14 protein-coding genes are annotated in these 13,979 nt (G+C 71.7%); 1 reads left to right on the top strand and 13 read right to left on the bottom strand.

The window, feature by feature from the left end; translation table 11 throughout:
• Positions 1–828, bottom strand: coding sequence for an enoyl-CoA hydratase family protein (locus OGH68_RS28880; RefSeq protein ID WP_264247953.1), 828 nt, complete (start codon positions 826–828; stop codon positions 1–3).
• 228 nt (positions 829–1,056) lie between these two features.
• Between OGH68_RS28880 and OGH68_RS28875 the strand changes: the two genes are divergently transcribed.
• On the top strand, positions 1,057–1,491 hold the full coding sequence (locus OGH68_RS28875) for an ATP-binding protein (RefSeq protein WP_264247952.1): 435 nt from the start codon (positions 1,057–1,059) through the stop codon (positions 1,489–1,491).
• A 218-nt stretch (positions 1,492–1,709) separates the two neighbouring features.
• On the opposite strand, the gene argF is transcribed toward OGH68_RS28875, so the two are convergent.
• From argF to OGH68_RS28815, 12 genes are all read right to left on the bottom strand, one after another.
• Complete coding sequence (gene argF / locus OGH68_RS28870; RefSeq protein ID WP_264247951.1) at positions 1,710–2,741, bottom strand: ornithine carbamoyltransferase; 1,032 nt, start codon at positions 2,739–2,741, stop codon at positions 1,710–1,712.
• Positions 2,742–2,824: 83 nt separating this feature from the next.
• Positions 2,825–4,057, bottom strand: a complete 1,233-nt coding sequence (locus tag OGH68_RS28865) for an arginine deiminase (RefSeq protein WP_264247949.1) — start codon at positions 4,055–4,057, stop codon at positions 2,825–2,827.
• A 78-nt stretch (positions 4,058–4,135) separates the two neighbouring features.
• Positions 4,136–4,471, bottom strand: a complete 336-nt coding sequence (locus OGH68_RS28860) for a hypothetical protein (protein ID WP_264247948.1) — start codon at positions 4,469–4,471, stop codon at positions 4,136–4,138.
• Positions 4,472–4,925: 454 nt separating this feature from the next.
• Positions 4,926–5,054 carry a hypothetical protein gene (locus OGH68_RS28855; RefSeq protein ID WP_264247946.1) on the bottom strand — a complete coding sequence of 43 codons (129 nt, stop codon included), beginning with the start codon at positions 5,052–5,054 and terminating at the stop codon, positions 4,926–4,928.
• A 57-nt stretch (positions 5,055–5,111) separates the two neighbouring features.
• A complete protein-coding gene (locus OGH68_RS28850; protein ID WP_264247945.1) occupies positions 5,112–7,709 on the bottom strand; it encodes a polynucleotide kinase-phosphatase in 2,598 nt (865 codons plus the stop codon).
• The gene (locus OGH68_RS28845; protein ID WP_264247943.1) at positions 7,706–9,166 is read right to left on the bottom strand and encodes a 3' terminal RNA ribose 2'-O-methyltransferase Hen1; all 1,461 of its coding nucleotides are present in this window, start codon (positions 9,164–9,166) and stop codon (positions 7,706–7,708) included. Before OGH68_RS28845 ends, OGH68_RS28850 begins: the two co-directional genes overlap by 4 nt.
• Positions 9,167–9,265: 99 nt before the next feature.
• Positions 9,266–10,186, bottom strand: a complete 921-nt coding sequence (gene mmuM, locus OGH68_RS28840; RefSeq protein WP_264247942.1) for a homocysteine S-methyltransferase — start codon at positions 10,184–10,186, stop codon at positions 9,266–9,268.
• 16 nt (positions 10,187–10,202) lie between these two features.
• Positions 10,203–11,126 carry an LLM class F420-dependent oxidoreductase gene (locus OGH68_RS28835; protein WP_264247940.1) on the bottom strand — a complete coding sequence of 308 codons (924 nt, stop codon included), beginning with the start codon at positions 11,124–11,126 and terminating at the stop codon, positions 10,203–10,205.
• A 126-nt stretch (positions 11,127–11,252) separates the two neighbouring features.
• On the bottom strand, positions 11,253–11,738 hold the full coding sequence (locus tag OGH68_RS28830; RefSeq protein ID WP_264250335.1) for a DUF6099 family protein: 486 nt from the start codon (positions 11,736–11,738) through the stop codon (positions 11,253–11,255).
• Positions 11,739–11,928: 190 nt separating this feature from the next.
• Positions 11,929–12,261: a nucleotide pyrophosphohydrolase gene (locus OGH68_RS28825; protein WP_264247939.1), complete on the bottom strand. Its 333-nt coding sequence runs from the start codon at positions 12,259–12,261 to the stop codon at positions 11,929–11,931.
• Positions 12,258–13,499: an AAA family ATPase gene (locus OGH68_RS28820; protein ID WP_264247938.1), complete on the bottom strand. Its 1,242-nt coding sequence runs from the start codon at positions 13,497–13,499 to the stop codon at positions 12,258–12,260. Before OGH68_RS28820 ends, OGH68_RS28825 begins: the two co-directional genes overlap by 4 nt.
• 56 nt (positions 13,500–13,555) lie before the next feature.
• Positions 13,556–13,957 (bottom strand): cell division protein SepF, encoded by a 402-nt coding sequence (locus OGH68_RS28815; protein ID WP_264247936.1) that lies wholly within the window; start codon positions 13,955–13,957, stop codon positions 13,556–13,558.
• Positions 13,958–13,979 lie beyond the last annotated feature (22 nt).

Here is a 13,979-nt window from a genome sequence, read left to right as displayed (position 1 = left end):
TCAGCGGCCCTGCCACTTCGGGGTGCGCTTCTCGGTGAAGGCCGCGTGGAACTCCGCGTAGTCCTCACCGTTCATCAGCAGCGCCTGCGTCGCCGCGTCCAGCTCGACCGACGCGGCGAGCGGCATGTCGAGCTCGGCCGTCAGCAGCGCCTTGGTCTGGGCGTGGGCCAGCGCCGGGCCGTCCGCGAGGCGGCGGGCCAGCTCGGCGGCCCGGGCGTCCGCCCGGCCCTCGTCGGTCAGCTCGCTGATCAGGCCGATCCGCTCCGCCTCCGGCGCGCGGACGGCGTCGCCCAGCATGAGCAGGCGTGTCGCGTGGCCGAGACCGACGACGCGGGGCAGCAGATAGGCCGCGCCCATGTCGCCGCCGGAGAGCCCAACCTTGGTGAAGAGGAAGGCGAAGCGGGCGGACGGGTCCGCGATCCGGAAGTCCGCCGCCAGCGCCAGCACCGCTCCGGCACCCGCTGCGACGCCGTGCACCGCCGCGATGACCGGGAAGGGACACTCCCGGATCGCGCGCACGACCTGGCCGGTCATCCGGTTGAAGTCGAGGAGCTGGGCGGTGTCCATGGACAGGGTCGCGCCGATGATCTCGTCGACGTCTCCCCCGGAGCAGAATCCGCGGCCTTCACCGGCGAGCACCAGAGCCCGAACCGAGCGTTCCCTGGTCAGCTCGGCGAGCAGGTCGCGCAGGTCGGCGTAGGCGCCGAAGGTGAGGGCGTTGAGCTTGTCCGGGCGGGCGAGGGTGACGGTCGCGACGCCGTCGTCCCTCGTCAGCCGCAGATGGCGCCAGTCCTCGGTGCGTGGGGCGGAACCGGTAAAGGGGCTCATGGAGTGGGGCCTCCTTCGGCGCGGGCGGTCTGCTGCTGCCTCTGCACCCGAAGCTATCACTCATTTATGACTGCCGTCACGAGCGCTCTATACGACTGTCCCGACTCCGCAAAGGTCCGGTCCCGGTTCTGGCACAGGTCCCGGACCGCACGGGCGCTCGCCCCCGGTGCGGCGTCCAGCGCTTCGTAGGGTTGAGAACCGGAACTGCCACCGAACGGGAAGTCCGCCTTGCCCCCAGCCACCGGTCCCGCCGCCTCGCGCTTCACGCTGCCGCACAGCACGGCGGCCGTGCCCATGGCCCGCGCCCTGGTCCGCGCGGCGCTGGAGGACGGCGACCGCCCGTGGCCGGCGGACCGCGACACCGCGGAGCTGCTCACCGCCGAGCTGGTGGCCAACGCGGTGGAGCACACCGCGGAGGGCTGCCCCATAGAGCTCGTGGTGGAGCTGCTGCCGTCGGGCTGCCAGGTCGAGGTCCATGACGGGGACCCGGCCCCGCCCGCCGGACTCACGGAAGGCGCGCCGATGCCGCAGCCGGACCCGTGGCAGGAAGGCGGCCGCGGGCTGCTGCTGATCCGGTCATTGAGCGAGACCTGCGGCCATCGGCCCACGGAACGCGGCAAGGCGGTCTGGTTCACCCTCCCGGCCGCAGAGGCCCGCCCCTGACCGCTCGCCGCCGCCCGCACGGTCTCCGCGAACGCAGACCGTCGCAGGGATGGGGGCGCACGGACAGCGGTCGTACGGCCGCTGTCGTACGAGCAGCGGTCGCAGGGACACACGAGTGGGGTCCGGGCACGTGAGCCCGGACCCCGGTGATGCGGACCCACCGGCCCGCGACCGATGCGGACCCACCGACCTGCGTGATCACCCCATGGGGTGCACGCCTACACGGTCGCCTTGCCGCCGCCGTCGGTGACCTCGGCGAGCGTCGCCACCAAGACCGCCTTGATGGTGTGCATACGGTTCTCGGCCTCGTCGAAGACCACCGAGTGCTCCGACTCGAAGACCTCGTCGCTGACCTCCAGCTCCGCCAGCCCGTACCTCTCGTGGATCTCCCGGGCGACCTTGGTGCCCAGGTCGTGGAAGGCGGGCAGGCAGTGCAGGAACCTGACGTCCGCGTTACCCGTGGCACGCAGTACGTCCATGGTCACCGCGTAGGGCGCCAGCGCCTTGATGCGCTCGTCCCAGACCTCCTTCGGCTCCCCCATCGACACCCACACATCGGTGGCGACGAAGTCGGCGCCCCGCACACCCTCGGCGATGTCCTCGGTGAGCGTGATCCGGGCGCCGCTCGCGGCGGCGACCCGGTGCGCCTCGGCGACGACCCCGTCGGCCGGCCAGTACGCCATGGGCGCGACGATACGGACGTCCATGCCGAGCAGGGCGCCGGTGACCAGGTAGGAGTTGCCCATGTTGAAGCGGGCGTCACCGAGGTAGGCGAAGGAGACCCGCTCCAGGGGCTTGTCGCAGTGCTCCGTCATGGTGAGCACGTCGGCGAGCATCTGGGTGGGGTGCCAGTCGTTGGTCAGCCCGTTGTAGACCGGCACACCCGCGTACGCGGCGAGCTCCTCGACGGTGTCCTGGCCGTCGCCGCGGAACTCGATGGCGTCGAACATCCGGCCGAGCACCCGGGCGGTGTCCCTGGCGGACTCCTTGCTGCCGATGTGGGAGCCGGACGGGTCGATATAGGTCGTCGAGGCACCCTGGTCGGCGGCAGCCACCTCGAAGGAGCAGCGGGTACGGGTCGACGACTTCTCGAAGATCAGCGCGATGTTGCGGCCGCGCAGTCGCTGGACCTCGGTGCCCGCGCGCTTCGCCGCCTTGAGCTCGGCGGCCAGGCCGACCAGACCGCGGAACTCCTCGGCGGTGAAGTCGAGCTCCTTGAGGAAGTGGCGGCCTTCGAGATGTATCGCCATGGTGGCTGCTCCTGCGTGGCGGATGCGATGACAGTGGAACTCTATACGATCCAATGCATTGCTATACGGCGACTGTGCGACACCTACGCGGCATCCCTCTCCACGGGACAGCTCATGCAACGCGGACCGCCGCGGCCTCTGCCCAGTTCACTGCCCGGAATCTCGATCACCTCGATGCCCTGTTTGCGCAGATGGGTGTTGGTGGTCACATTGCGTTCGTAGGCGACGACGACACCCGGTTCGACCGCCAGGACGTTGCAGCCGTCGTCCCACTGCTCGCGTTCCGCCGAATGCACGTCCTGCGTGGCCGTCAGCACCCGGACGTCCTTCAGACCGAGGCCCGCGGCGATCGCGTCGTGCATCCGCTCCGGCGGATGGTCGCTGACCCTCAGTCCGCCCGCCCCCTCGGCCGGCTCGATGGTGTAGGAGCGCAGCATGCCGAGCCCCGCGTACTGGGTGAAGGTGTCGCCGTCGACCATCGTCATGACGGTGTCCAGATGCATGAAGGCCCGCCGCTTCGGCATGTCGAGGGCCACGATCGTGCGGGCGGATCCGGCCGCGAAGAGCCCGCGGGCCAGCATCTCCACGGCCTGCGGTGTGGTGCGCTCACTCATCCCGATCAGTACCGCGCCGTTGCCGATCACCAGGACGTCGCCGCCCTCGATGGTGGAGGGGTAGTCGTCCTGCCCCTCCGACCAGTGGTGGAACGGACCCGCCTCCGGGCCCACGAAGAGCGGGTGGTGCTTGTAGATCGCCTCGAAGTGCACGATCTCGCGCTGCCGGGCCGGCCAGCGCATCGGGTTGATCGAGACCCCGTCGTAGATCCAGGCCGAAGTGTCGCGGGTGAACAGATGGTTGGGCAGCGGGTGCAGCAGGAAGTCGTCAAGGTCCATCACATGGAAACGCACCGATGTCGGCTCGGAATGGCCGGCGAGGAACTCTCTCTTGGTCATCCCGCCGACCAGCGCCTCGACGAGGTCGGGGGTCGGCAGTTCGTCGAACGCGGCCCGGAGATGATCGGTGGCGAGCGGCCCGTACTCCTTCTCGTCGAAGACCCGGTCCAGCACGAGCTTTCTGGCCTCGGGGATCTCCAGCGACTCGCGCAGAAGATCACCGAAGAGATGCACCTCCACCCCGCGGTCGCGCAGCACGTCGGCGAATCCGTCGTGCTCCTGCCGGGCGCGGCGCACCCAGAGCACGTCGTCGAAGAGCAGTGCGTCCTTGTTGCTCGGGGTGAGCCGCTTCAGCTCCAGATCGGGCCGGTGCAGTATGACCCGGCGCAGTCGCCCGGTCTCGGAGTCGACATGGAATCCCATACCCCCATCCTGGCCGTGCCGCAGGCCGCTCACCCCTCGAACGGCTGATCGCGTCCGGACTTCGTGCGCCGGGGTCCGTCATGCGATGTGCTTCCGGAGCTCCTCCTGCCGTATCCCGCAGACCAGCGCCTGCTGCAGGACGCCCGCGGCCGGCCGCGCCGCGGCATCGCCGGCGAGCTCCGGCAGCATGCTCGTGACGAGCCCGGACAGGGCCTGGGCCGTGGAGGTCGCCGTGTACACGTGCTGTCCGGCGCGGCCGCGGGCGATCCGGTCCCGGCACTCCTCGATCACCTCCCGGCCGACGGCGTCGAGGAGTTCACGGGCCCGTCCGGCCGAGACGGTGCCGTCCCCGCCGGCGCCGCCGCGTACCTCGGTGAGCGCCGCGGCGAGCAGTACCGCCGCGTCGGCGGACACCGCCTCCTTCGCCGGCGCGGCGAACGGCCCCGGAGCCCGTCGGCGTGGAAGGGCTCGAGATTCAACAGCCGGTCCACCAGCGCCGTGAGCCGGTCGCGTCCGCCGGCGGGCCCGCGCAGTCGCTGGGCGAGCCCTTCGGCGCCTTCCTCCACCAGGGCCGTAAGCGGACGGGACCGGCGCATCGCGGCCAGGCCGCGTGGCGCGACCGTCAGCGGGTGTGCGCCCGCCACATGCCTGTCCCGGCCGTGCCCCCGCACGACCAGCTCGCGGGTGACGAAAGGCCGCAGCGCGGGATCGGCGGCGATCGCCTCGACCGCGGCGGGCCCCCTGGCCGCGAGCCACCGCACCACGTCGAGGCTCCCGTGCCGGTCCGGCACCGCCCACGGCATGCCGGCCCGGGACATCGGCGCCAGCAGATCGAGGTCCACGGCGGGCCCGGACCGCCCGTGGTCCGTCAGCCCCGGGGCGGCGTCCAGGTCTCGCCCGCTTCGCGGAGTCTGCGGGCCACGGCCCCCAGGACCGCGTCGAGACCGGCGACGGGCTGCTCCATGCCCTGGTAGCGCTCGAGAACAGCCCGAGCCATCCCTTCACCGCGTCGGGCAGGGCATCTGCACGGCCGGCGCCCCGGGGCGCCCGCCCGTCACAACCGGGGGTCGACCGGCTCCGACTCCAGTGCCAGCACCGCGAACACGGCTTCGTGAACCCGCCACAGCGGCTCGCCGTCGGCCAGCCGGTCCAGCGCCTCGAGCCCGAGGACGTACTCGCGCAGCGCCAGGGACCGCTTGTGGTTCAGGAACCTGTTCCGCAGCCGGTCCAGGTTCTGCGGACGGGTGTACTCGGGGCCGTAGATGATGCGCAGGTACTCGCGGCCGCGGACCTTGATGCCCGGCTGCACGAGCCGGCCCTTCTCGTCCCGTGCGAGTGCCTGCAACGGCTTGACCACCATGCCTTCGCCGCCGCGCCCGGTCATCTCCAGCCACCAGTCGGTACCGGCCCGCACCGACGCCTCGTCCGCCGTGTCGACGACCAGCCGCCTGGTGACCTGGAGCAGCCCCGTGGGGTCGTGCTCCACCAACTTGTCCAGCCAGGCCAGTTGCTCGTCGTGCGGCACCGCGGCGAGCGAACGTCCCTGGACGGCGAGGATCTGGAACGGCGCGAGGCGCACCCCGTCCAGCCCGTCGGTGCTCCAGCAATACCGCCGGTAGGCGTCGGTGAACGCGGCCGCGTCGGCGGTCCGCTCGTGCTGGCGGGCGAGCAGTTCGGCCACCCCGGCACCCCGCGCCGCCGCGGCCTCCAGGGCGGCGGCCGCCTTCGGCAGCACGGCCCCGGACGCGGCGCCGACCGCCGCGTACTGCGAGCGCAGCAGCCCGGAGGCCTTGAGCGACCAGGGCATCAGCTCGGCGTCGATCAGCAGCCAGTCCGTGTCGAGTTCGTCCCACAGACCGGCGGCGGACACGGCCGCGCGCAGGCGTCCCAGGATCTCCTCGGTGATCTCCGGGTCGTCGAAGAAGGGCCGTCCGGTGCGGGTGTGCAGTGTGCCCGTCGGGCCTCCCCCGCCCTCGGCGTGGGCAGTGCCCCCGGAAACACCGAACCGCTCGTGCGCGGCGCCGGCATCGCGGCAGACCAGTGCGACCGCCCGTGAGCCCATGTGCTTCTCCTCGCACACGACCCTGGCGACGCCGTCGGCGCGGTACTGGGCGAAGGCCTCCGCCGGGTGCTCCAGAAAGCCCTCCTCTCTGGAGGTGGCCGTGGGCGCCATCGTCGGCGGCAGGTACATCAGCAGCCGGGGGTCGACCGCGAAGCGGCTCATGACCTCGAGCGCGGCTGCCGCGTTCTCCTCCCGGACGGCGATCCGCCCCATGTGCCGGGTCTCGACGACCCGCCGGCCCTGTACGTCGGAGAGGTCGAGGGGCCGGCCCTCCCGCCCGCCCGGCGCTTCGGTGACCAGCGGCCTGGCCGGTTCGTACCAGACCTTCTCGGCGGGTACGTCGACCAGTTCACGCTCGGGCCAGCGCAGCGCGGTCATCTTCCCGCCGAACACCGCACCGGTGTCGAGGCAGATCGTGTTGTTGATCCATGAGGTGTTGGGCACCGGTGTGTGGCCGTAGACGACGGCGGCACGGCCCCGGTAGTCCTCCGCCCACGGGTAGCGCACGGGCAGCCCGAACTCGTCGGTCTCCCCCGTGGTGTCCCCGTACAGGGCGTGCGAGCGGACCCGGCCGGAGGTGCGGCCGTGGTACTTCTCGGGCAGTCCGGCGTGACAGACGACCAGCCTGCCCTCGTCGAGGACGTAGTGGCTGACGAGTCCGTCGATGAACTTCCGTACCTGCTCGCGGAAGGCGGGGTCCTTGGCGTCCTCCTTCTCCAGCTGCTCGATCGTCTCGGCGAGCCCGTGGGTGTGCTGGACCTTCCGTCCCGCCAGCCAGCGGCCCAGTTTGTTCTCGTGGTTGCCGGGCACGCACAGGGCGTTGCCTGCCGCGACCATGCCCATCACGCGACGCAGCACGCCGGGGCTGTCCGGGCCGCGGTCGACGAGGTCGCCGACGAAGACGGCGGTACGGCCCTCGGGGTGGGCTCCGTCCGTGTAGCCGAGCTTGCCGAGCAGGGTCTCGAGTTCGGAGCTGCAGCCGTGGATGTCGCCGATGACGTCGAACGGTCCGGTGAGGTGCCGCAGGTCGTTGTAGCGGCGCTCGAGGACGATCTCCGCGCTGTCGGCCTCCTCGACGCCGCGCAGGACGTGCACCTTGCGGAAGCCCTCGCGCTCCAGGCCGCGCAGCGAGCGGCGCAGTTCACGCCGGTGGCGCCCGATGACGTGGCGGGGCATGCCGGCACGGTCCGGACGGGCCGCGTTGCGTGCGGCGCAGACCTCTTCCGGCATGTCGAGCACGATCGCGATCGGCAGTACGTCGTGCTCCCGGGCGAGGCGCACCAGCTGACGGCGGCTCTCCACCTGGACATTGGTCGCGTCGACGACGGTGAGCCGTCCGGCCGCGAGCCGCTTGCCCACGATGTAGTGCAGGACGTCGAAGGCGTCGCCGCTGGCGCTCTGGTCGTTCTCGTCGTCCGCGACGAGTCCGCGGCAGAAGTCGGAGGAGATCACCTCGGTCGGCCTGAAGTGCCTGCGGGCGAAAGTGGACTTGCCGGAGCCGGTGGCGCCGACGAGGACCACCAGCGACAGGTCGGTCACCGGGAGCCGGCGGCCGGGGGTGGTGACCACGGCTTCTTCGGTAACGGTCATGCGGCCTTCGCCTCCTTCGAGGTCGTCTCGAACACTGCCATCTGGGTGGGCGGCCCGACTTCGGGGTCCTCGGGGCCGACCGGCACGAACCGCACCGTGTAGCCGTGGCGCCCGGCGACGTCTTCGGCCCACTGGCGGAACTCCGCGCGGGTCCACTCGAACCGGTGGTCGCCGTGGCGCGCATGGCCGGCGGGGAGGGTCTCCCAGCGGACGTTGTACTCGACGTTCGGCGTCGTCACGAGCACCGTACGCGGCCGGGCCGAGCCGAACACCGCGTACTCCAGGGACGGCAGCCGGGGCAGGTCCAGGTGCTCGACGACCTCGCTGAGCACAGCGGCGTCGTAGCCGGTGAGCCGCTTGTCGGTGTACGTGAGCGACCCCTGCATCAGCTTGACCCGTGCGGCCTGGCGCTCACCGAGCCGGTCCAGCTTCAAGCGCCGCCCGGCGATCGTCAGTGCCCGTACGGACACGTCGACGCCGACGATCTCGGTGAACCGGACGTCCTTCAGCAGTGCCTGCACCAACTGGCCCTGTCCGCAGCCCAGGTCGAGCACGCGGCTCGCGCCCGCGTCGCGCAGTGCCGTGAGGATGGCGTCCCTGCGCTGTTCGGCGAGCGGTACGGGGCGTTCCTCGGTGTCGGTGGTCTCGTCCACGGCGTTGTCCACGTCCTCGACCTGGAGGTCGTCGGCCTCGGCGAGGCGCACCAGTTCGAGACGCTCCATGGCCTGGCGGGTCAGCCCCCAGCGGCGCGAGAGGTAGCGGCTGGTGATCAGCTTCTGTTCCGGGTGCTCGGCCAGCCAGCCCTCACCGGCGCGCAGCAGCTTGTCGACCTCGTCCGGGGCGACCCAGTAGTGCTTGGCGTCGTCGAGGACGGGCAGCAGGACATAGAGCTGGCGCAGGGCGTCGGCCAGCCGCAGCTCCCCTTCGAGCACCAGCTGTACGTAGCGCGAGTCGCCCCATTCGGGGAACCTCGGGTCCAGCGGGACCGGTTCGGCCGCGACGGAGCTCCAGCCGAGCGGCCCGAAGAGCTTGCGGACCAGTTCGGCGCCGCCCCGCGCGGGCAGGGCAGGCACCTCGACACGCAGCGGCAGCGGGGTCCCGGCCCGCCCGGGCAGGGCGGCGCACACACCGCGCAGCGCGCTCTTGAACACCGTGCTCAGCGCGACGGCCAGCAGGGACGACGCCGCGTACGGGCGGTCGTTGACGTACTGGGCGAGCGCCGAGTCGGGGGCACCGCCACGGCCCTTGCCCTTGCCGCGCCGCACCAGCGCCACGGGATCCACCTCCAGCAGCAGCGCGGCCGTGCACCGCTCGGCGGACGCCTCGGGGTAGAAGACGTGTGCCGTGCCGTGCGAGGTGGAGAACGCCTGCGCCTTGTCGGGATGCTTGTGCAGCAGGAAGCCCAGATCGGTCGCGGGACGTTCAAGGGTGCCGGTGGTACTGATCGTCAGGAACACGCGTTTGAGTATCGTCTCCCTCGGCCGCCCCTACCAGGGGTTTTCGCTCGGCCCGCAGGGCCCCGTTCCCGTCCTCCTGCTGCCTCTGTGAGGTCGCTGTTACCGGTCCTGGTCCTGTTCCCGGGCCATCAGCCGCGCGAGTGCACCGATCTCCCCCGGACCGACCCGGCAGCAGCCGCCGACCAGGCGCGCGCCTGCCGCGCACCATTCGCGGACCCGGGCCGGGTCGTACGCGGAGCCGCCCCGCCAGGCCCGGGAGGCGGCGTCCCACTGTTCGCCGCTGTTCGGGTAGACGACGGCCGGCTTGCCGGTGACCTGTGACGCGAGCGCCGCAGCGGCGGCGGCCTCATGAGGATCGCAGCAGTTGACGCCGACGGCGATCACCTCGTCCCGTCCGGCGGCGAGCCCGAACGCCTCGGCAGCGTCCTGACCGGCGCGGGTCCGGCCGCCGGCCAGGGTGTACGACAGCCACACCGGCACCCCGCACCCCTCGGCCGCCCTGAGCAGCGCCTCCGCCTCGTCGGTGTCCGGCACGGTCTCCAGCGCGAGCACGTCCGGCCCGGCGGCCGCGAGCGCCTCGATCCGCGGCCGGTGGAAGCGCTCCAGCTGCCGCACGCCGAGCCCGTAGCGCCCGCGGTACTCGCTGCCGTCCGCGAGCATCGCGCCGTACGGTCCGACGGAGGCGGCGACCCACACCTGGTGGCCGGCCGCCTGCGCCACGGACCTGGCCAGCTCCACGCTGCGCCCGAGCAGCCGGGCGGTCTGCGCCGCATCCAGGCCCCGCCGGGCGAAACCCTCGAACGTGGCCTGGTAGCTCGAGGTGATGAGCACCTGCGCACCCGCCCGTACGTATGCCGTGTGCGCTGCCTCGATCTGCCGCGGTTCGTCGGCGAGGAGCCGCGCGGACCAGAGGCTGCCGGTCAGGTCGCAGCCCTGGGCCTGGAGCTGGTTGGACAGACCCCCGTCGAGGACGACGGGCCCGGCGGCGAGGGCGGCGGCGAGCGTACGGGCGGATTTCACGGCGGCTCCCCGGGGATCAGCTCAGCTGGGTGCCGACCTGGGACGAGATCAGCTCCAGGTGGTCGAGATCGTCGAGGTCGAGCACCTGGAGGTAGATCCGCGAGGAGCCGGTCGCCGCGTAGCGTCCGATCTTGTCGACCACCTCGGCGGGCGAGCCCGCCAGGCCGTTGGCCTTGAGTTCCTCCACTTCACGGCCGATCGCGGCGGCGCGGCGCGCCACTTCGGCGTCGTCCTTCCCGACACACACCACCAGTGCGTTGGAGTAGATCAGGTCGTCGGGGGCGCGGCCGGCCTTCGCCACGGCGGCGCGCACCCGGCCGAACTGCCGCTCCGTGTCCTCGATCGAGGCGAAGGGAAGGTTGAACTCGTCCGCGTACTGCGCGGCCAGCCGCGGTGTGCGGGTGGCGCCGTGGCCGCCGATCAGCACCGGGACCTTGGTCTGGGTGGGCTTGGGCAGCGCGGGCGAGTCGGTGAGCCGATAGTGGGCGCCCTCGTAGGAGAACGTCTTGCCCACCTCGGTCGCCCACAGCCCGGTGACGATCGCCAGCTGCTCCTCTAGCCGCGCGAACTTCTCCTTGGGGAAAGGGATGCCGTAGGCCTTGTGCTCCTCCTCGAACCAGCCGGCTCCAAGGCCCAGTTCGACCCGGCCGCCCGACATCTGGTCGACCTGGGCGACCTGGATGGCCAGCACGCCAGGCAGCCGGAAGGTGCCCGCGGTCATCAGCGTGCCGAGGCGGATGCTCCTGGTCTCACGCGCCAGTCCGGCGAGGGTGATCCAGGCGTCGGTCGGCCCGGGCAGTCCGTCGGCGGAACCCATGCTCAGGTAGTGGTCGGAGCGGAAGAAGGCGTCGAAACCGAGGTCCTCGGCGGCCTTGGCGACGGCCAGCAGCGAGTCGTAGCTCGCCCCTTGCTGGGGCTCGGTGAAGATTCGAAGATCCATGGTTCCATCCTGCACCTTCGGCAGCCGGCCCGCCGCAGCCAAACACGACCCCGGCCGCGCCCGCCATCAGCGGCTCACACGCGGTCGCAGTCAGGTACACCGCCGTCAGGAACCCCGCACCCGCCGTCAGGGGCCCGCGCGGCCGCGGACGGCTTCGGGCGGACGGTCCGGCTCCCGCTCCGCGAGCCGCCGCAGCATGCCCCGGACCCGGTCGCTCGACTCGTCGGCCGTGTCTATCGTCTCGATGCACTGCCAGTACAGACCTTCGTCGTCCGTGGCGCAGGCGACACCCACGAGCGCGATACCGACGTCCCCGAGCAGCACGTTCAGAGCGAGCAACGCCGCCTCCGCGTCGGCCACTTCGGTCAGCTGCGCCGCCCGCACCCCGCCGCTGCGCACCATCGGGTGGTCGAGCACTCCGCACCCGCGGCCGCCGATCTCGCTCAGCCCCGCGGCCTCCCCTCTGATCTCCGGCGGACCTCCGATCGCCAGCCGGGCACCGATCGCCTGCGCCAGTGCCTGCGCCTGCCAGGCCTCCGCGACGATGTCCGGCACTGCGCGACTCTGGGCCAGCGCATGCCGGCACATCCTCACGAGCCGTTCCGCGTCCATCTGCACGCCCCCGTTCGTACGACTTCCTGCCCACTCAGTTCATTACCCAGAGTGAAGCTCATTGAGCCGAAAAGCCAGGGGAATTCGGAAATCTGTGGACAGCAAGGCAGTTGTGGATAACTCGGCAACTCCATAGAGTGACGAAACCTTGGTGTGCACCTGCTGTTGGGGGTCCATCGGGCTCCCGTTCTCACTTCGGAGGGAAGCGGATCTCGTTCCGGTCGATCTTCTCCGACAGCGCCTGGAGGGCGTCGATCCCGAGCACCTCGCAGAACTGCAGCAGATACGCCAGCACGTCCGCGACCTCGTCCCGCACCCGGTGCGCCTCCCCGGCGTCGTCCATCACCCGCGCCGACTCCTCCGGCGTCAACCACTGGAAGATCTCGACCAGTTCGGCCGCCTCCACGCTCAGCGCCACGGCCAGGTTCTTCGGCGTGTGGTACGGCTCCCAGCCGCGCGCCGCCGCGAAAGAGGCCAGCCGCCGCTGCAACCCCTCGACATCCAGCCCGTTTTCTCTCGTCACGGCACCAGGTCTACCACCCGCACGCCGTCGATCCCCCGCGCGCACGACGCATCGGTGACCGTCCCCACCAGCCTGATGTGCCCGCGTGCGCACATCTCCGCCCCCAGCGCCACCAGTCGGCGTGCCTGCCCGGGATCGAGGCAGCGGTCGAAGCCGTCGGCGAGCACCGTGAGCGACTGGTACGCCATCGGCACCTCCGCCACCTGGTCCATGGCCAGCACCCCCGGCCCGGTGAGCAGCACCAGGGCGAGCCCCAGGTATCTGAGCTCGCCCTCGCCGAGCCTCCCCACCGGCGTCGCCCCGCGGGTGCCGCCCCGTGCGAGCAGGGCACGTACCCGTCCGTTCGCCAACTCCTCCACCGCCAGGTCGTCCACGGCCCCCGCGCATCCCACCCGGGCCGCCGCGGCGAGCCTCGCGTGCCGCTTGGCGCATTCGCTGCGGGTGCGGTGCAGCACCTCCGCCAGGTTGTCGCAGCCGCGGCGCAACCGCCCGGTACCGGCCGGCACGGGCTCACGCATCCGCTCCGGCCGGGGGTCGCAGGCGAAGACCGACCGTAGCCCCACCACGACCTGCTCGGCCGCGGCGAGCACCTGTAACTGCGCGTCCGTGCTGCCCGCGACGCGGAGCGGCAGCAGCGCCGTGCCGAGTCTGTCGTCGGGCAGCGGGCCGCGTGTGACCATCGCCGAACCCGCCGTGTGCCAGGCCGCCTCGACCACGGACCGGGACGGGTCGCGCAACGCCGTGGTCAGCAGGGTCCGGCCGCCGCCGGTCAGCCGTTCGCCCACCACCCGCAGACGTGGCTCGGCCTGTACGGCGACGTCGAGACACACGGGCCCGGCCGGCCCGTCGACCGTGCAGCCGATCCGGAAGCCACGCCGCCCCTGCCGGTCGGCCACCGCCCACTCAGGGACGCATTCGGCCGGTTCGGGGAAGGCGGTGGCCAGGTCGCGTCCGGCGCCGAGCAGCGCGAGGGCCTCGTACGCCTGCAGCGCGTTCGACTTGCCGCTGCCGCTGGCCCCGGCGAGCAGTGTCATGGGGCCGAGCGGGAACACGGCGGAGCGGTGGGATCTGAAGGCGGAGAGACGGAGTTCGGTGACGGCGGGACGGGAGATGCCGCCGCCGGGCGACGCGTCCGCAGGCACGGTGTCGCTTCCCCGTCCGGGCGACGCGTCCGCAGGCTTGTCGCTTCCCCGTCCCGGCGACCTGCCCCGGTCCATGACCGGCGTGTTGGGGTCCATGAGCGGGACGGTACGCAGCGAGGAACACGCCGAACCGTTCCGCCTTCCACAGCTTCCTACGAATGAGGGACGGCTGCGGCCGCGATCCCTTCGACCTCCGTGCCGACGGGCGCGAGAAGGAAGACGTTCCGGTCGACCCGGTGCATTCCGCAGCCGAGCCCGAACACGACGCCGCTGCTGAAGTCGAGGATGCGCTTGGCGACCTCGGTGTCGGCACTGGTGAGGTCGAGGAGCACCGGCATCCCGGCGATGAGGTACTCGGCGACCTCGCGCGCGTCGGCGAACACCTGGACCCGCAGGACGATGAAACGACGGTGCGCGGCGGCCTCGTACTCCCGTGGGACCGTGACGTGGTCGACCCGGGACGGCCACTCGTTGCGGCCGCGCAGCGGAACCACCTGGGCCAGGCCCTCCCACTGCTCGTCGGTGACGTCGTACCTCTCGTACCTACTACTCATGGTTCCATCCTCGCTCCCCTCA

The sequence above is a fragment of the Streptomyces peucetius genome, from assembly GCF_025854275.1.
In the GTDB taxonomy this organism is placed as follows: domain Bacteria; phylum Actinomycetota; class Actinomycetes; order Streptomycetales; family Streptomycetaceae; genus Streptomyces; species Streptomyces peucetius_A.
This window is presented reverse-complemented; position numbering and strand designations above follow the sequence as displayed.